Source organism: Stenotrophomonas sp. STEN008, assembly GCF_056760435.1.
On the sequence record NZ_JBRRET010000023.1, the window covers coordinates 18,235 to 37,052 of the forward strand.

An 18,818-nucleotide genomic window follows, 5' to 3' on the forward strand; every position below is an offset into this window, starting at 1 on the left:
CTCTTTGCCATCCGGAAATCCATGTTCTTTCGCAACCTGACGTTCTTCCGTTTCCCGACCGCCACTGATTTTTCTGAAATCGATACGCTGCTGCCGCACGCCGTGCTCAAGCCGGTCGGCGCGCTGGAGATGAATTCGCGCGGCTTCATTTCACCGTTCGGCCGCGAGGAGAAGGAACTGCTCTCGCACCGCATCGCCGAGCACCTGTGGCTGACGGTTGGCGGCGAGGACAAGATCCTGCCGGCAGCCGTGGTCAACGACCTGCTCGAGCGCAAGCTGGAGGAGATCGAGGAAAAGGAAGGCCGGCGCCCCGGTGGCCGCGAGCGCAAGCGCATGAAGGACGACCTGCTGCATGAACTGCTGCCGCGCGCCTTCGTGAAGTCCTCGCGCAACGACGCCTTCATCGACCTGCAGCACGGCTACGTCGCGGTGGATACCTCCAGCCGCAAGACCGGCGAGTATTTCATGTCCGACATCCGTGGCCTGCTCGGCAGCTTCCCGGCAATGCCGCTGAACGCCGAAGTCGCGCCGCGTTCGATCCTGACCGGCTGGATTGCCGGCGAACCGCTGCCGACCGGGCTCAGCCTGGGCGAGGAGTGCGAGATGAAGGATCCGGTGGAGGGCGGTGCGGTGGTCAAGTGCCAGCACCAGGAACTGCGCTGCGACGAGATCGACAAGCACCTGGACGCCGGCAAGCAGGTGACCAAGCTGGCGCTGATCTTCGAAGACAACCTGTCCTTCGTCATCGGCGACGACCTGATCGTGCGCAAGCTGAAGTTCCTCGACGGCGCCCTGGACCAGCTCGAGCATGCCGACGAGGACGGCCGTCGCGCCGAGTTCGACGCACGGTTCGCCCTGCAGAGCGCCGAGATCCGCCGCCTGTTCCTGCTGCTGGAAGAGGCGTTCAAGCTCAGCAAGGCTGACTGAACAGGCACCGCGTGGGCCGCCGGTCATCCAGCGGCCCGAAGCAGCGCTATGCTGGCTGCATGAGCCGCCTGCTGCGCCGCCTGATCTCGCCCACACCGCCCGCCACCGTGCAGCGCGATACCGTTCGCCTGCGCCTGGAGGATGCCGAGATCGACGTGCTGCGCGTACGCGATCCGCGCGCGCGCCGCATCAAGCTCAGCGTCGACGAACGCGGCGCGCGCCTGACCCTGCCGCCGCGCGCCAGCCTGGTGATGGGCGAACGTTTCCTGGAGCAGCATCGCGACTGGTTGGCACTGCAGCTGCGCCAGTACCAGGGCCAGGGCCTGCCCGCACCGCTGCAGCCCGGCGTGGACGGGGTGCTGCCCCTGCGCGGGGAGCTGCTGCCGCTGCGCTGGCAGGAAGGCCGCTACGCACGCCTGGACATCGACGAGCACGGCGCCTGCCTGCAGTGGCCGACCCGTGCCGGTGACGCGACCCTGCGCCGTCTGCTGCGCGAGTTCTTCGAGGCGCAGACCCGCGCCGACGTGGGCCGCTGGCTGCCGCGCTACCTGCCCGGCCTGCCACGGGCACCCAGCCGCCTGCGCTTGAAGGTGATGTCCTCGCAGTGGGGTTCGCTGGCTCCCGATGGCAGCATGGCCCTGGATCTTGCGCTGGTCCTGGGGCGTCCGCAGGCATTCGAGTATGTGCTGGTGCATGAGCTCTGCCACCTCATCCAGCCCAACCACTCGCCGGCGTTCTGGCAGGAGGTCGAGCAACGGTTCCCGGCCTGGCGTGAGCAGCGCGACTACTTCCAGCAGGAAGGGCGACGCCTGAAGGCGATGCTGAGGCAGCTGCTGTAAGCCATCACCCTGCCGGTCCGGCCGTACAATGCGGCCATGCCCGGCATGCTCAAGACTGTCTTTCTTTCCATCGTCGCCCTGGTTGGCGCGCTGCTCGCGCTTGCCCTGGTCACCAGTGCCGGTGGCTGGCTGCCTGCGCTGCTCGGCCTGCATCCCGGCAGCGAAGCGCAGCTGGGCTGGGACCTGGCGTTCACCGTGCTCGGCGGCATCGCCGCGATCGCCTTCGCCACCTACTACGCGCCCTGCTGGCCGCGCGCGCACGGCACCTCGATCTGGTCGCTGCTGGTGCTGGGCGCAGGCTACGGCCTGTGGACGCTCGGCGCGGATTTCCCACGCTGGTTCGTCATCGGCCTGCTGGTATCACTGCCGGTGCAGCTGCTGCTGGGATGGGGGTTCGGACGCCGGCCCTCACGCAGCGCAACACAGGCTTAACAATCTCCCCCTAGGCTCGGTGCCCGCCGAACGTCGGCAACGCGGCGCAGGGGCCTGTACCCACGGAACCCGGGAACAGGCGCGGCGTAAGACACCACAGGGAACCGGGGAATCATCCGATGCGTTACCAGACCCGGGAGGCCGCCACCGCGGCCCCCCAAGCGAAGCTGTTGTCCCGCGCCGTGCATGCGGTGCTGATCGGCGGCCTGGCCGTGCTGCCCGTCGAAGCGATGGCCGAGGAGGCGATCGAAGGCGATACCCGCCAACAGCTGCAGCAGCTGGACACGGTCACCGTGACCGGCAGCTATGCACGGAGCCTGGAGCGCGCCGTCGACCTGAAGCGCGCCAACATCGGCTTCTCCGACTCGATCGTCGCCACCGACGTGGCCGATTTTCCCGAGCAGAATCTCGCCGAAGCGCTGCAGCGCATGCCGGGCGTCACCATCGAACGCAACAAGGGCCTGGGCAGCAGGGTCAGCGTGCGCGGCCTGCCCAGCGAGTTCACCCTGGTCTCGATCAACAACCTGGCGACGGCGTCCGGCAGTGGCGGACGCGACGTGCAGTTCGACATCTTCGCCTCGGACGTGGTGCAGACGGTGACCGTGCAGAAGTCGCCGACCGCCGCCGATGAGGAAGGCGGCATCGCCGGCTCGGTCTACATCGAAACGGCCAAGCCATTCGACTTCCCCGAGCCGAAGTTCAGTGCGTCGGCCGAAGCTTCGCACAACTCGATCAACGGCAAGATCGATCCGAAGATCTCCTTCCTCGCCAGTGACACCTGGGGCAACTGGGGCGGCCTGGTGTCGTTCTCCAAGGCCAAGCGCAGCAACCGCACCGACTCCAACTCAGGCATCAACTTCCGTCCCATGGGCCGCTTCCTGGAGGCGTCGGGTACGCGCGGTTCGCAGGCCGCCGCGGTGCTGGCGCGCGATGCCGGCATCGTCGTCAGCAACCGGATGGACAAGGATGAAACCAGCCGGATTGTCTTCCAGGACAAGGTCGGCGACCGCGTCTACCTCAACGAGCAGGACCAGTGGGGCGCCACCGCCTCGCTGCAGTTCAAGCCCAGCGACACGTTCTCGCTCAGCTTCGACGCCATGCTCGGCGGCTACGACACACACGAGGACGAGTACGATGCCGCAGCGTACTCGGCCTCCAGCCGCAGCACGCTGGACACCATCCACGACTACGACCGTGACACGCTGTCGGCCTACGGCATCACCGTGCTGAAGGACGTGTCCTACACCGCCACCCAGCACGAAATCCTAAGCAAGGAACGCAACGCCAATACCGACTACCGTCAGTTCAGCAGCACGCTGGACTGGAAGGTGGGCAACTGGGACATCGACGCGCTGGTCGGCTACTCCGGCGCGCGCAAGGACTCGGACTACGCCAACCTCAAGCATGTGGCCTACGCGCCGTCGCGCACGCGCTGGACCCGCAACGGCGGCGAGACCGTGCCGAGCACAACCGGCGGTTTCGACATGTACAACGCCGCGGACAAGTACCTGTTCGAAGCGTACGAAACCGAGCTGGAGAAGGTGAAGGATGACAAGTACGCCGCGCAGCTCGACCTGAGGCGGCAGATGAACCTGGCCTTCTTCCCGGCACTGAGCGGCGTGCAGTTCGGCGCGCGCTACACCGACAAGACCAAGGAACGCGCGTTCGGCAGCGGCAAGATCCAGGGCCCGACCGCCGGCAGCGCCGCGTGGGTCAATACGCGCACGCTGGCCGACAGCAACCCGGTGTGGATCAGCCAGCTGGCACCGGGTGGTGCGTATCGCCCGAGCGACCTGGACTGGCAGCAGGTTTCCAACGCCTATGCGCGCGCCACGTTCCGCTACCCGGGCTATGAAACCCCGATCGATCCGGGCCAGTACTACGAGGTGAAGGAGAAGACCCTGGCCCTGTATGCCATGGCCGATCTCTACTTCGATATCGGACAGGTACCGGTGTACGCCAACCTCGGCGTGCGTTCGATCGACACCGACGTCGATTCGTCAGGCTTCCATCCGGTGCAGAACCCGGATGGCAGCAACGGCTTCACCGCCACACCGATCTCCAGCAGCGGCGACTACAGCAGGATCCTGCCCAGCTTCAACATGACCGCCGAGATCGCCGACGGCCTGGTGCTGCGCGGTGCTGCCTCGGAAACGCTGATGCGTCCGTCGCTGACCGACATTGCCTACCGCCGCACCGTCAGCTGGAGCAGCTTCCGCTTCATGGACGGCAACCCGGCACTGAAGCCGACCACCGCCAGGCAGTGGGAAGTGGGCCTGGAAAAGTACCTGCAGAACGGTGGCCTGCTGGCCGCGTCGTACTTCTCCAAGAAGATCGACGGCGTAGTGCGGCAGTCGTTGACCGGCATCGTGCCGAACGTGGAGAAACTCAACGCCAACGGTTCGCTGGACGGCTACTACGACTTCGAGGTCTACCAGCCGGTCAACGCCGATGGCTCGTACAAGGTGACCGGCGTGGAACTGGTCGCGCAGCTGCCGCTGTCGATGCTGCACCCGGCGCTGGAAGGCTGGGGCATCAATGCCAACTACACCCAGCTCGACAATTCGCTGACCGGTGCATCCGACCTGGATATCCCGACGCCGCCGGAAGGCCTGGCCGAGAAGGCGTACAACGTCACCCTGTACTACGAGAACGATCGCTTCAGCGCGCGCGCCTCGTACAACTACAAGGACAAGTACGTCGAGTACATCCATCTGAACATGTATCCGGTTTACCGCGATGCCTATGGCCAGCTCGATGCCTCTATCGGGTTCCGCCTCACCGACACCTGGAAGCTGAACCTGGAGGCGATCAATCTGCTCGACGAGAAGACCACCGGCTACACCATCGACAAGGCCTTCCCGACCCAGTACGAGTTCTCCGGCCGTCGCATCACCTTCGGCATCCGCGCGGACTTCTGAGCCCGCCGCTGCAGGGCCGTGGCCAATGCCCCGGCCCTACAGATCGAGCGACGGCAGGGTCTGCTTCACCGCATCGATACCCTGCCACGGATCGGCCTTCAGGCGCTTGGCCCGTGCCAGCGCCTTGTCGAGCGGGAAGGCGTCGGCCGCCTTGATCCGCGCAAGCTCTTCCCAGCGCAGCGGCACCGCCACGCCCGCACTTTCGCGGGCACGCAGCGACCAGGAGCAGACGCTGGTCGCGCCACGCGTATTGCGCAACCAATCGATGAAGATCACACCGCCGCGCTTGGCCTTGCTCATCGTTGCCACATAGCGTTCGGGCGCCTGCTGTGCCATCGCCTGCGCGAAGGCCTCGCAGAATGCCTTGGCCTGTTCCCAGTCGGCGGCGGGCTGCAGGGGGACCACCACATGCACGCCCTTGCCGCCGGACAGCCGCACGAAACTGCGCAGGCCGATCTCCTGCAACCGGTCGCGCACGTCGCGCGCGCCGGCCTTGACCTCGTTCCAGCCGACGCCCTCACCGGGGTCCAGATCGAATACCAGCCGGTCCGGATGTTCGGGATCGGCGACCGTGGCGCCCCAGGGATGCAGCTCGAGCGTGTTCATCTGCACCAGCTGCAGCAGGCCGCGCACATCGTCGATGTAGACGTAGTCCTCGCGACCGCTCTTCTGCTGCAGGGGGACCGCATGCACGGCGTCGCCCAGGCCCGGGCCGTGGTGCTTCTGGAAGAAGCAGGCCTTGCCCGCGCCATCAGGGCAGCGCAGCAGCGAAAGGGGCCTGCCCACGATCCCGGGCAGGATCCAGCGCGCCATCTGCCGGTAGTAGTCGGCCACGTCGCCCTTGCGGATCTTCTTCTTCGCGAAGACCACACGCTCGGGGTGGCTGATGGCAACCGCGTCGTCGCTGCTCGTGGTCTTTGCAGGCATCGCCAGATCCTCGCCGCTCTTGTCGCTGCGCAGCCGCTTGAAGCTGGCCTGTCGCAGCAGCCCCTCCTTGCCCCAGCCACGGAAGGCCACTTCCGCCACCCTCACTGGCTTCACCCAGTGCACGCTGGCGGCGCGGAACGGGACGTGCGCGGGCAGCGCCACCGCAGCGTCCTCCACCGCCAACGGCTTCAGCGTCCGCGCCAGCGCGCGCAGGCTGTCATCGTCGAAGCCGGTGCCGACGCGACCCACGTAGCGCAGGCCGTCCTTGTCGGGAGTTGCCAGCAGCAGCGATCCGAACCCCACGCGCGAGCCCTTCGGCGCGGTATGGCCGACGATCAGGAACTCATCGGTGTCCTCATGCTTGACCTTCACCCAGCTGCGCGCACGCACGTTGACGTAGGGCGCGTCCACCTGCTTGCTGACGATGCCCTCATACCCGGCCTTACCACTGGCGGCGAAGACCTGCGGCCCATGGCCGAGCACGTGATCGCTGAACGCCAGCGTTCCGGGCGTGTCGCCGATCAACGCCTTGAGCAGCGTCTTGCGCTCAAGCAGCGGTGCCGCGCTGATGTCCACTCCCGCCACGCCGGGCAGGTCGAAGAGAAGGTAGCGTAGCGGCGCCTTCGAGCTGCCATCGATGACCCGCTGCAGGGCGGCGAAATCGCTGCGCCCCTTCTCGTCGAGCACTACCAGTTCACCGTCCAGGCGCGCGTCATCAACCGGCAGCGCCTGCACGGCCTGCACGACTTCAGGGAAGTCCCCGGTCCAGTCCAGCCCGTTGCGCGAGCGGAGCTTCACTTCACCGCCGTGCAGATCGGCCAGCAGGCGATAGCCATCCCACTTGATCTCGTGCAGCCAGCGATCGCCATCGGGCGCGGCATCGCGGTGGTCGGTCAGTTGTGGTTTGAATGCACGCGGATACGGGCGGTCGCGGGCGCCCTGCAGTTTCAGCGCGCGCGCGTGCCAGCGCGACTCCGCCTTGCGTGTCTTCCTGTCCGTCATCTTCTTCGCGCTCCCGGGGTGTTCACGCAATGGCGCGTGCAGCAGGTCGTCGGCCTCTGCGTCGCGGGCCTCGCTGTCTTCGCGCTTGATCAGCAGCCACTGCACCTGGCGTCCCTTCATCGCGGTCCGCACCAGTTTCCATCCCCCGGCCAGCCGCTGGCCATGCAGGACGAAATCGATCTTGCCCGCTGCCAGCGCCTGCAGTGGATCACCCGCGCATGCCCAGGTGCCGTGGTCGAAGACCTCCACGTGACCAGCACCGTAGTGGCCCTCGGGAATATCGCCCTGGAAGCCGGCATAGGACAGGGGATGATCTTCCACTTCCACCGCCAGCCGCTTCTCGCCAACGCGCAGCGATGGCCCTTTGGGCACCGCCCAGCTCTTGAGCACGCCGTCCATTTCGAGGCGGAAATCGAAATGGCGCGAACTGGCGTGGTGCAGCTGGATGACGAAGATCGGCCGCCGCTTCGGATCACCCGGCGCCGGCTGGTCGTCCGGTTCCGGCGTCTGCCCGTTGCCGCCGCCGAGCCGACGCTTGCGCCGGTACTGATGCAGCGACATGGATCACCCTGCCTTGCGCCGTGGCGCGGCCTTCTTCGCTGCCTTCTTCGCGGTCTTCCTGCCTGTCTTGCCGGCCGCCTTCTTCGCCGGCGCCTTGCGCGCGGTCGTCTTGCTCGCGGGGGTTCGCTTGTTCGCATCCAGGCTCTTCTGCAACAGGGCCATGAAATCGACCACGTTGGTGGTGGCGTCCTCGCGCGGTGCAGGCTCTTCGTCCACCCGGGTGGTGCCCCCCTTGGCCTTGATCCGTTTGTTGAGCACCTGCTGCAGGCGCTCGCGGAACTCGTCGTGATACTGCGACGGATCCCAGTCGCCAGCCATCGACTCGATCAGCTGCTCGGCCATCGCCGTTTCCTTGCCGGTGATGCGGTACTCGGACAGGGTGCCGGTGGGCAGCTTGAGGTCCTCCGGATCGACAAGCTCCTGCGGATAGCGGAGGATCATCAGCACCAGGGCGTGCTCGTGCGGCATCACCGCGCAAAGATACTCGCGGGTACGCACGACCACCCGTGCAATGCCGACCTTGCCGGTGCTGCGCAGCGTCTCGCGCAGCAGTACATAGCCCTTCTCGGCCTTCTTGCCCGGCACCAGCAGATAGGGCTTTTCGTAGTAGCGCGGATCGATCTGCGCCGCGTCCACGAAGGTCTCCACCTCCACGGTCTCATGGCTTTCGGGCGCCGCCGAACGGATGTCGCCTTCCTCCAGCACGACATAACTACCCTTGTCGTACTCGTAGGCCTTGACGATGTCCTTCCACGGAACTTCCTCACCGGTATCGGCGTTGACCCGTTCGAAGCGGATCGGTTTGCGGTCGCGCGAATCGAGCATGCGGAACTGCAGATCGACCTTGCGTTCGCCGGACATCAGCGACACCGGCACGTTGAGCAGGCCGAAGGAGAGTGTTCCGGTCCAGATCGGGCGGGCCATGCGCGCACCTGTGCTTGAGCAGGGCCGTCAGCTTCCGGTGCCGGGTGTAAACCACCCGTGTCGATGCCGTGCACGCCGGGTCGGCGCGCAGCATCCCGGCCAGGTCACTGCAGCAGGGGTCTTACCGCCGCTGCCGGAATATGATCCAGCGCGCGCCATGCGTCTTCCACCACCGGCCGCGCCTGGGACCAGCCCAGTCGCGACTGCCCTCGCATCTGTTCCCAATGCTCGGCCAGCTCCTCGCAGGTATCGGCCGCATCCCCACGCGGCCAGTCCGCCGCATGTGTGGTCAGTGCGAAGGCATACACCGGGCACAGGTCACGCCAGTTGCGATGACCGTGACCACGGCGTTCCTCGTAATCGCTGAGCATGTACTGGAGGTAATCCTGGGCCACGGCCTGCGGATCTTCGTGGCGACGCGTCCGGCGCTGCGCGGTGCGCTGGCCGAGCGGATCGAGCAGGGCGTTGAACACGGACGGGGCGGGGCGTTCCAGGCGGGGCATGACCGGCTCCTGCAGCGGGTCGGGTGGGCAGGAATACCGGCGGCAGCGTTATCCAGCCGTGACAGAGATGTTCATGACGCAGGGTTCGCGGTGCCTTTACCTCGGTGGAGGTGTAGTGGTCCTCCCCATGCGCAGGTACCTGATCATGAGCCGAGAGACCTCCCGAGACCCGCTCCGCGAGAACCGTGCGCCAATTCCCGGCGAGCAGCGCGGCAAGCACGACAACGATGATGCCGACTTCCGTGGCACGGGCGCGCCCTTCTTCGACGCCGCACAGTCCGGCGAGCATCTGCCGGTGAAGCGCGAGGCTGAACAGGCCGCGCTGGACCGCAAGGACGGCGGCGACCGCCATCGGGGAGGGCAGGAGAGCCCGCTCAAGCGACGCGAACGCAAGCAGCACGCCAGCGACAACCAGGACGAGGCGCTGGAGGAAACGTTCCCGGCCAGCGACCCGACGTCACCGTTCGTGCCGGCCAAGGCGCCCGACTGACGTCCCGCAGGCGCCGCCGGTCAGGTCAGCGCCATGACCACTGCAGGCCGACACTGGCGCGGCGGCCCGGGCCGGGCTCGTAGTAGCGGCCATTGCCATCGTTGACGATGACCGAGCCGATGTAGGCCTGGTCAAGCACGTTCTCCAGCCGGGCGAAGGCCCGCAGCTCACCTCCGGGCAGCCGCCACTGGCGGCCCCCTTCCAGATGCAGCAGGGCGTAACCCGGCGCGCGTTCGTCGGCGAGGTCGTTCACCACGGTATCGCTGCTCGCGGTGGCCTCCACCGCCCACTGCCAGTCCGCGGGCGTCCACTCCAGGCGGGCAAAGGCCTGCTGGCGCGGAACACCCGGCAGGCGGCTGCCGGCATCCACGCGGGTATCGGGCACACGGCAGCCGCTGCCGGCACAGGTCAGATAGGGCGACCGCACCTGTGCCTGCAGCCAGGTCCAGGCCAGCTGCAGTTCCAGCTGCTCGGCCAGCGGCTGCCGGTACTGCAGTTCGATGCCCTGGCGCCGCGTACGGCCGATGTTGCGGTAGGTGCTGCGGCCACCGATATTGCTGGCAACGGCCAGCTCGTCGTCGGTATCTGCGCGGAACAGGCTTGCATCCAGCTGCATTCCATCCTGTGCATGCCATTTGCTGCCGATCTCCAGCGTGCGGCTGCGCGCCGCCGCCAGATCCAGCGCCAGCCCGGCCTGGCCGTCGGCGCGATAGCCCAGTTCATTGAAGGTCGGTGTCTCGAAGCCACGGCCCACGGCGGCATGCAGGCGCCACTGCGGGTGGGCTTCAAAGCTGATGCCGGCCACGGGTGTGGTGGCCCGGTAGCGGCGGTGGCCGCTGTCGTCCGGGTTGCGGTCGGTGATGTAGCGGTCGTCCGATTCGAAGCGCACGGCACTGTGCCGCACGCCGGCCAGCAGCGACCAGCGCGGACTCCACTGCCACCAGGCCTGGGCGAACTGGTCCACGTTCTGCACGATGTCGATCTGGTCGCGGCGCAGGCGCCCGCGCACGCCCAGCGTGCTGCCGACGAAGTTCTCGTAGCCGGTGCGCTGCTGGCGCTGGCGATCCGCACTGAGCCCGGCGACCAGGTCCAGCGGTCGGCCGGCCACCTCGCCCTGCCAGCTCCAGCGCGCGTCCAGGCCGCCATAGCCACTGTCCAGGTCGATCACACCGCCGGCATGCAACGGGTTGGCCTGGGCCGTCGGCGGGATCGCCAGATACTGGGTGACCGAGCGCTGGCCGGCATAGCCCATCAGCTGCCACCGCTGCGCGCCGGCCTCGCGGCTCCAGCGCAGGCCGGCCTGCTGCTGGCGCACTGATTTGCGGGTGTTGTACTGATGAGCGACGGCGGTGGCCTGGCGCGGGTCGGCCGCGACCTGCGCGCGGGTCAGACCCAGCGGATCCTGCGCATCGGGCGCATCCAGCGCGTTGAGCAGCAGCTCCAGCCGCCCGCCTGCCAGTTCGCCGCCGACGCGGGCGTTGAGCGATTCGCGCCGGGCACGGCTGTGGTCGCGCCAGCCATCCGTACGGAAGTGGTTGACCGCGATGTTGTAGTCCAGCACCTGACCCGCGCCGCGCAGCTGCGCACCCACGCTCAGGGTCGTGTCCGCGCCCGCGCTGAGCCGCAGCCGCCACGGGTCGCCCGCCCGGCCCTGCGCGCTCCACACCTGCAGCACGCCACCGGAGGAATTGCCGTACAGCGCCGAGAACGGTCCACGCAGCACCTCCACGCGTTCGGCACCCAGCAGGCTGGCGTGCGACAGCTGGCCCTGCCCATCGGGCATGGTTGCCGGCACACCGTCGATCAGCACGCGTACCCCGCGTACGCCGAACGTCGAGCGGGCGCCAAAGCCCCGGATCGACAGCTGGGTGTCCTGCGCGAAGTTCTGCCGGTCGCGGGCCAGCAGGCCCGGCACCCCGCCCAATGCTTCGGACAGCTGCGCCCCGGTGCCGGGGCGGTCAGCATCGATCCAGACCGTGTCCTGGCTGGCGGGCAGGGCGAACGGATCGATCCCCTGCACACGGGCTGCCTGCACCTGCACCGGGGGCAGGGCGGTCGTGGACGGCTCCGCCATCGCGACCAGCGGCGACAGCAGCAGGGCGGACAGGGGCAGGCGATTGCGGCGTGGGGCAGGATTCATGATTCAGGTTGATGGATCGGTCGGCAACGCACGCCATGGTACGGGGCTGCGGATGACGATGGTGGCGGCCAGCCCCGACAGGCTTTGTTACGATGGGCCGTTTTCGGCCGAAATGCCGCAAGCCGCGTGGCGCAATTCCTCCCCCTTTCCGTCTACCGAACGAGTACCGCCGTGTCCTTCTTTGCAAACGTGGAACTGGTCCCAGGCGACCCGATCCTGGGCCTGACCGAGGCATACAACGCCGACAGCCGCCCGACCAAGGTCAACCTGGGTGTGGGCATCTACTACGACGAGAGTGGCCGCATTCCGCTGCTGCGCGCTGTCAAGCAGATCGAGCAGCAGCTCGCCGCCGAAGCCAAACCGCGCGGCTACCTGCCGATCGACGGCCTTCCGGCGTACACGCAGGCGACGCGTGAGCTGGTGTTCGGCAAGGATTCGCCGCTGCTGGCCGCAGGCCGCGTCACCACCGCACAGACCGTCGGTGGCAGCGGTGCGCTGCGCGTCGGCGCCGACGTGCTCAAGAAGCTGCTGCCGCACGCCACCGTCGCGCTGAGCAACCCGAGCTGGGAAAACCACCGCGCGGTGTTCAGTGCCGCCGGCTTCGAGGTGGTGGATTACACCTATTTCGATCCCGCGACCCACGGTGTCGACTTCGACGGCATGCTGGCCGACCTGCAGAAGCTGCAGCCGGGCAGCGTGGTGCTGCTGCACGCCTGCTGCCACAACCCGACCGGTGCCGACCTCACGGTCACGCAGTGGACGCAGGTCGCACAGCTGCTGAAGGACCGCCAGCTGTTCCCCTTCATCGACATGGCCTACCAGGGCTTCGACAAGGGCATCGAGCAGGATGGCGCCGCCGTGCGCATCATCGCCGAAGCCGGCATCGACAGCTTCATCGTCGCCAACTCGTACTCCAAGTCGTTCTCGCTGTACGGCGAGCGCGTGGGTGCACTGTCGATGGTGGCGCCGACCGCCGCTGACGCCAAGGCCGTGCAGTCGCAGGTCAAGCGCGTGATCCGCACCATCTACTCCAGCCCCTCCACCCACGGTGCAGCGCTGGTGGCCGGTGTGCTGACCAACCCGGAACTGCGTGCGATGTGGGAGCAGGAGCTGACCGAGATGCGCGAACGCATCCACGCGCTGCGCCAGGGCCTGGTCGAGAAGCTGGCGGCCGCCGGTGCCCCGCAGTTCGGCTTCATCAACGAGCAGGCGGGCATGTTCTCCTACTCCGGCCTGAGCCGTGAGCAGGTCGAGCGCCTGCGCGACGAGTTCGGCATCTACGCCGTCGGCACTGGCCGCATCTGCGTGGCCGCGCTGAACCAGAACAACCTGGAGTATGTCGCCAAGGCCGTGGCTACCGTCGCCAAGGGCTGAACCCACGCTCCAGTGGCTTGAAGACAAAGGCGCCGGAAGGCGCCTTTGTTTTTGCAGCGTGTCCTGCATCGCCTCCCCTTCCCACGAGCCTCGACAAAAGGAAGGCGCTACGAGCGCATCTGGAAACGATTACGCCTTCCCGCGCTCACGCACGCAGCGGCCAGACGGGCGACAATAGGCGTTTTCCCGCTGCCGAGACCTGTCCGCCCATGTCCCGTACCTCGTTGACCCGCTTCCTGATCCAGGAACAGCACGCCGGCCGCATCAATGCCGACCTGCGTCAGCTGATCGCGGTCGTCGCCCGCGCCTGCACCAGCATCTCCATCGCCGTCAGCAAGGGCGCCCTCGGCGGCGTGCTCGGCGACGCCGGTACCGGCAACGTGCAGGGCGAGGCGCAGAAGAAGCTGGATGTCATCAGCAACGAGATCCTGCTCGAAGCCAACGCCTGGGGTGGCCACCTCGCCGCCTGCGCCTCGGAGGAAATGGACCACAGCCAGCCGGTGCCGGACATCTACCCGCGTGGCGATTTCCTGCTGCTGTTCGATCCCCTCGATGGCAGCTCCAACATCGACGTCAACGTCTCCGTCGGCACCATCTTCTCGGTGCTGCGCTGCCCGACCAACGTCGAACTGCCGGGCGATGACGCGTTCCTGCAGCCGGGCAGCAAGCAGATCGCGGCCGGCTACTGCATCTACGGGCCGAGCACCCAGCTGGTGCTTACCGTGGGCCACGGAACGCATGCCTTCACCCTGGATCGCGAGAAGGGCGAGTTCGTGCTGACCACCGAGAACATGCAGATTCCGGCGGCCACCCAGGAATTCGCCATCAACATGTCCAACCAGCGCCACTGGGAAGCACCGATGCAGGCCTATGTCGGCGATCTGCTGGCCGGCAAGGAAGGTGCGCGTGGCAAGAACTTCAACATGCGCTGGATCGCCAGCATGGTGGCCGATGTGCATCGCATCCTGACGCGCGGTGGCATCTTCATCTATCCGTGGGACCGGAAGGATCCGTCCAAGGCCGGCAAGCTGCGCCTGATGTACGAAGCCAACCCGATGGGCCTGCTGGTCGAGCAGGCCGGCGGTGCCGCCTGGACCGGCCGCGAGCGCATTCTCGACATCCAGCCCGACCAGCTGCACCAGCGCGTGCCGGTGTTTCTCGGCTCGCGCGAGGAAGTGGCCGAGGCGGTGCGCTACCACCACCAGCACGACGCCGCACAGGCCTGAGCGGCGCACTGCGGACGCGCTCATGGCAGTTCGATGACATGACCGTGGGGTGACACCGACGGCGGCAAACGGCACCATCAAGCCCTTGCCGCCGAAGGAATGCACGCATGCACGAGCAGGGCCCGGTCGATTTCATCGAAGTCATCCACAACGCGGTCCCCACGGAGGTCTGCGCTGCCATCGTCGAGCGCCTCCGTGCCACCCGCGGGCTGATGCCAGGTGCCGTCGGCAGCGGCGTGTTCCCGGAACTCAAGCACAGCAAGGACCTGCGCATCAGCGGCCTGGAGGGCTGGCAGGACGTCGACGTACAGCTGCAGCAGGCCGTGTTCAAGGGCCTGCTGACTTATCTACGCCGTTATCCACAGGCGCTGATCGCACCGTTGATGTTGCAGATCCAGGACAGCGACGGCCAGCCGCGACGCTTGTCGGCCGAGGACTTCCCCGACATGCCGGAGCAGCAGCTGGCCGACCTGGCGCGCACCTGCCTGCGCCCGGGCGCGATCAACCTGCAGTGGTATGCCGCAGGCGAGGGCGGTTACCCGTACTGGCACTGCGAGCTGTACCCGAAGGATGCGCAGGCCGAAACGCTGCACCGGCATGTACTGTGGACGCTGTACCTCAACGATGGATTCGACGAAGGCGAAACCGAGTTCCTGTTCCAGGGCCGCAAGATCGCACCGCGTACCGGCAGCCTGCTGATCGCCCCGACCGCCTTCACCCACACCCATCGCGGCAATCGGCCGCAGGGCGGCGACAAGTTCATCGCGACGAGCTGGATCCTGTTCCAGAGTGCGCAGAAGTTGTTTGGGGGTGGGTGAGGCATCACTGATTTATTACCCCATCAGACGGTCATCCCACACCATATGGTGTGGAGTTCCAGTCGCAGCACCGACCGCAGTCCTGCCATGTTGGCAATCAATGCCCGGCGGCGGCAGATTCATCGCAACGAACTGGACCCCGCCCGGAATACGCAGAAGCTGTCAGTGGGGGGGCACCACCAGGAGCTACGTGCTTGGCGTGTGCGTTCGCCCATATCGCTCCGGTCGCCTGTCGGCGATGGGCACTTTGGCATTCCGCGAATGGAAAAGCATGGTCGGCGTCCAAATGAGGCTGGCAAGGATGAGTGCTGCAGCTACCCATAGCCACTGTGCGGTCAAAATTCCCGCAACAAGGACAATACCAATGGGCGCCACAGAAACCAAAGCGATTACGTAGCAGATTGCATATCTAACGTGGCCCAGCTCCGAAACGATTTCGGTTCCGCAGCTACTGCATTCGGTCCTTACCTTCTTCTCGATCGAACGGCGAAGCGGAAAGCCCTGCCTCGGAGCACCACAACTGGGGCATGAAAATTTGAATGGGGATTTCAATTGCATATCTCCTCTCCCACTACAGCCGCAGCCGCCAATGCGCCAGAATTGTTGTGTGCTGCTTTGATTGCAGATCCATATGCCGCAAGACCTGCGACCTTGAGTCCAGTTTGGCGACCGAACGCCGAACCAACAGCGTAGGCAACTGCAGTACGGGAAGCTAGCTGTAACGGGTATGCTCGCAACTGCAGCCGCCATGGCAGCGTGGAAGCAACAAGAACGTCAATGGTTTGCTGCGCCAGTCTCTGCCCAAGGGCGCGGATCTGTCCATGGCCAGCCAGGAATATCTCAACCTTGTAGCGTGGTTGATGAATACCCGACCGCGTCAGACGCTGGGCTGGAAGACACCTGCAGAGGCCATTAATACCGAACTGCAGGCATTCAGATCACCTGTTGCACTTAAAAGTTGAGACCGCCGATTTCGGTGCCGTATTTTCTATATTTGACCATTATCTTCTTCTCGATCGAACTGAAAGATTTGAAACTCGGGCAAAGAGTTAACAGTAACGGCACGGACTGCGAACTTCTGTTTACCTGCAACTCACAAGAAAATTATTTGCATTCAGAATTTTCTTCATCGGCTGGATATCGACGGCCATGAACATGACGTAACTCGGACCTTCAGGGTCACCGCGATTATATGCGTACAGCATTCTTTCCACGCCATCGCCGGACTCCTGGCCCAAAAGCTCGAATCCATCTGTAGCGGTTACGCCCCTCTTGATGACGCGATGAGAGAACTTCGGGTGACGTCCGATGAAGACTTCCGCGTAATGCCCCTCGGACTCTAGAACCCCAAGATCAAAGTCAGGTCCGGGTGGGACCTTTCGAAACTCAACACCGGCTGGGAGGTTGGCGCATATCCCATATCGTTGGCTGAGTGTGGTGTTACCTTCGGTCGCCTGACAGCCGAGCATCGCCATCAGAACCATGGAGAATGAAATTCTAGTTACTACATTGACAGACACGGATTATGGCCTCATTTGAAGGGTCGAGGAGATCCTGTATGTTCTGCTCGGACACCGGAACACTGAGATCTCTGCCCATGATTCCGGTCCCATAGTCAGCCAAACCCAACAAGTGACCTGCCTCGTGAGCCAATGTCGCGTCGCCCCACTGGCCGGGCATATACCAGACTCCCTCATTGGCCCAAGGCATCTGCACATACGACTCGCGTGTTCCGGATCGGATGGCGATTCCGTTAGTCGTGGCGGTGTGCCAAACCGGAATGGACTTCACTGTTGTCTTTACGTTGTAGGCCCCGATCTTGCCACTCCAGGCGCTTTCGATCGCCCTCGTTGCCTGCGATATCTGTGCGGAGTTTGCACCCTGGAAGTTGATTGGAATCGAGATACCGACATTGTTTCCCTTTTGACACAGGTACCCGATCAAACCAAGTGGATCGATCATGCTGATCGGGTTCCCCTCGACATAGGCATACGTATTGATCCCCCCCGCCAACCCAATCGGATCACTCTGCACATAACGCCCAGCGCTCGCGTCATAGTCACGGAATCCGTTGTACCAGAGCCCACTCTCACTGTCGTAGTACTGCCCCGGGAAACCAATGTTGAGCCCACCGATATCGTCCTTCAGGACGCTGCGCCCGTAGGCATAGTTGTACGCTTTCCACACCACCTGCTGCGCCTTGTTGGTCGCATATTCCGGCCGCCCCAGATGGTCGTTGTGAACGAAGTTCACCGACCCCTTCCTGTCGATGCCAACCAGCTCACCACCGAACCACAGGTAGTTCGTCCAGGTGTTCCCGGTCTGTTCGGCCAGAAGCTGGTTCTGACCTGCATAGAAGTAGCGACTGGTCGAGCTCGCGCTGCTCTTGCCCACGCGCTGCCCTTGGGCATTGAGCAGATAGTCCGTTCGTTGCCCGCCTACGTTGCTTTGAATCATCCGGTTGAACGGGCCGTAGGTGAACGTCGAGATGCGGCTGCCCGATGTTTCGCTGATCCTGTTGCCGAGCGCATCGTACTGATACGTACGGGTGCCATCCTGGTTGATGAACTGCAGCATCCGGTTGCTGCTTGCGTCGATGACGTAGCGGGTTGCCTCTGTTTTTGCGTTGAGCGCGGTGTAGTTCCCACCCGCGTCATGGGAAAGCGTATAGGCAATGCCAGCTCGTGTCAGCGTACTCAGGCGTCCCAGTGCGTCATAGCCCAGGACCTGGCTGAGGTTGCTCGTCACATCGTCGTTGATCTTGATGATCTCGTTGTCGCCGTTGTAGCGGTATGACGTGCGGCTGAGAGCGGTGGTCTGCTGATTCCGCACCGCCTGGGCCTCCAGGCGGCCGCCCTGATCGAACGCGTAGCTGCGCGCCAGGCCGTTGCCAAAGGGCATGCGTTGCCGCGCTCCCAGGGCCGAGTAGACGCTGGATCCAATAATCTGTTGCGTCACCGTGCCCTTGGTAAGGGTCATGGACTGCGGAAAGCCTCTACTGTTGTAGACGTACTTCGCGAGCGTGCCATCGGGATAGGTGACGGTGCTGTTCCTCCCGATACTGTCATAGGTGTAGCTGACAGTTCCCTCACTCAGGGTGTTCGCCTGCGAAAGCTGGTCAGTCCGGCTTACCAGCTGTCCTGCGGCGTTGTACGTGAAGCGCGCGCTTGCACCTGGAGCCGAATGGGCACACAGACGCCCCTTGCCGTTCACGCAGTTGTCGTACGTATAGGTCTGCTGCTGACCCTCAGCATTCTGGCTGGTCAAGCGGCCCAGCCCGTCGTACCCGTAACCGACGGTGCTGCCGTCGTTCAACACCGTCGCAATGCGCTGGCCCGCCGCGTTGTACTCGTGGTCTGTGCGACCCGTGTCCGGACTGGTCTGCGTCCATAGCTGTCCAAATCCATCGGTCTGGTAGGTCGTTACCAGGCCGCGGGGATCGGTCACAGATGCCAGCCGGTCACCCTTGTCGTAGGCAAAGCGTGTCGTTCCGCCATTCGCATCCGTCTGTACGAGCAATCGACCCAGCGGATCATAGGAGTATCGGCTCACCCGGTTCTGGGAATCGGTGGTCTGCACCAGCCGATCCTCCAGATCATAGGCATAGCGCACATTGCGCCCCTGATCATTCCGCTCGGCGACAAGCCTTCCCAGCTCGTCGTAGTCGTAGTTCACGGCCGAGACGATGGTGTTGAGCCCCATCATGGCCAAAGCAATTGTGGACATGGTCTTGG

14 protein-coding genes and 1 pseudogene are annotated in these 18,818 nt (G+C 65.0%); 9 read left to right on the plus strand and 6 right to left on the minus strand.

The features are described from left to right. Window positions 1–21: 21 nt before the first annotated feature. From ACVOME_RS12210 to ACVOME_RS12225, 4 genes are all read left to right on the plus strand, one after another. A complete protein-coding gene (locus tag ACVOME_RS12210) occupies window positions 22–927 on the plus strand; it encodes a recombination-associated protein RdgC (protein ID WP_053516071.1) in 906 nt (301 codons plus the stop codon). Between the two features lie 59 nt (window positions 928–986). Beyond that, window positions 987–1,766, plus strand: coding sequence for a M48 family metallopeptidase (locus tag ACVOME_RS12215; protein WP_053516073.1), 780 nt, complete (start codon window positions 987–989; stop codon window positions 1,764–1,766). Between the two features lie 36 nt (window positions 1,767–1,802). Further along, window positions 1,803–2,198 (plus strand): hypothetical protein, encoded by a 396-nt coding sequence (locus tag ACVOME_RS12220; protein WP_481505130.1) that lies wholly within the window; start codon window positions 1,803–1,805, stop codon window positions 2,196–2,198. A 119-nt stretch (window positions 2,199–2,317) separates the two neighbouring features. Further along, window positions 2,318–5,119: a TonB-dependent receptor gene (locus ACVOME_RS12225; RefSeq protein WP_481505131.1), complete on the plus strand. Its 2,802-nt coding sequence runs from the start codon at window positions 2,318–2,320 to the stop codon at window positions 5,117–5,119. 36 nt (window positions 5,120–5,155) lie between these two features. On the opposite strand, the gene ligD is transcribed toward ACVOME_RS12225, so the two are convergent. The 3 genes from ligD to ACVOME_RS12240 form a co-directional block, all read right to left on the minus strand. Next, window positions 5,156–7,609: a DNA ligase D gene (gene ligD / locus ACVOME_RS12230; protein ID WP_322523025.1), complete on the minus strand. Its 2,454-nt coding sequence runs from the start codon at window positions 7,607–7,609 to the stop codon at window positions 5,156–5,158. A 3-nt stretch (window positions 7,610–7,612) separates the two neighbouring features. Beyond that, window positions 7,613–8,533, minus strand: coding sequence for a non-homologous end joining protein Ku (ku, locus tag ACVOME_RS12235; protein WP_053516081.1), 921 nt, complete (start codon window positions 8,531–8,533; stop codon window positions 7,613–7,615). 104 nt (window positions 8,534–8,637) lie between these two features. Continuing rightward, the gene (locus tag ACVOME_RS12240) at window positions 8,638–9,036 is read right to left on the minus strand and encodes a hypothetical protein (RefSeq protein WP_053516083.1); all 399 of its coding nucleotides are present in this window, start codon (window positions 9,034–9,036) and stop codon (window positions 8,638–8,640) included. A gap of 145 nt (window positions 9,037–9,181) precedes the next feature. Between ACVOME_RS12240 and ACVOME_RS12245 the strand changes: the two genes are divergently transcribed. Continuing rightward, window positions 9,182–9,526: a hypothetical protein gene (locus tag ACVOME_RS12245; protein ID WP_065182172.1), complete on the plus strand. Its 345-nt coding sequence runs from the start codon at window positions 9,182–9,184 to the stop codon at window positions 9,524–9,526. A 25-nt stretch (window positions 9,527–9,551) separates the two neighbouring features. On the opposite strand, the gene ACVOME_RS12250 is transcribed toward ACVOME_RS12245, so the two are convergent. Then, on the minus strand, window positions 9,552–11,666 hold the full coding sequence (locus ACVOME_RS12250; protein WP_481505132.1) for a TonB-dependent receptor family protein: 2,115 nt from the start codon (window positions 11,664–11,666) through the stop codon (window positions 9,552–9,554). Between the two features lie 171 nt (window positions 11,667–11,837). On the opposite strand from ACVOME_RS12250, the gene ACVOME_RS12255 reads away from it, so the two are divergent. The 4 genes and pseudogenes from ACVOME_RS12255 to ACVOME_RS12270 form a co-directional block, all read left to right on the plus strand. Further along, on the plus strand, window positions 11,838–13,040 hold the full coding sequence (locus ACVOME_RS12255; RefSeq protein ID WP_053516086.1) for an amino acid aminotransferase: 1,203 nt from the start codon (window positions 11,838–11,840) through the stop codon (window positions 13,038–13,040). Window positions 13,041–13,249: 209 nt separating this feature from the next. Further along, window positions 13,250–14,266: a class 1 fructose-bisphosphatase gene (locus ACVOME_RS12260; RefSeq protein ID WP_053516088.1), complete on the plus strand. Its 1,017-nt coding sequence runs from the start codon at window positions 13,250–13,252 to the stop codon at window positions 14,264–14,266. Between the two features lie 107 nt (window positions 14,267–14,373). Then, the gene (locus ACVOME_RS12265) at window positions 14,374–15,084 is read left to right on the plus strand and encodes a 2OG-Fe(II) oxygenase (RefSeq protein WP_074902476.1); all 711 of its coding nucleotides are present in this window, start codon (window positions 14,374–14,376) and stop codon (window positions 15,082–15,084) included. Window positions 15,085–15,824: 740 nt separating this feature from the next. Beyond that, window positions 15,825–16,046 (plus strand): annotated as a pseudogene (locus ACVOME_RS12270) (transposase); the annotation flags it as partial. A 120-nt stretch (window positions 16,047–16,166) separates the two neighbouring features. Here ACVOME_RS12270 and ACVOME_RS12275 read toward each other — a convergent pair. Then, complete coding sequence (locus ACVOME_RS12275; protein ID WP_164151471.1) at window positions 16,167–16,568, minus strand: hypothetical protein; 402 nt, start codon at window positions 16,566–16,568, stop codon at window positions 16,167–16,169. A 13-nt stretch (window positions 16,569–16,581) separates the two neighbouring features. Further along, complete coding sequence (locus tag ACVOME_RS12280; protein ID WP_279924099.1) at window positions 16,582–18,810, minus strand: RHS repeat-associated core domain-containing protein; 2,229 nt, start codon at window positions 18,808–18,810, stop codon at window positions 16,582–16,584. Window positions 18,811–18,818 lie beyond the last annotated feature (8 nt).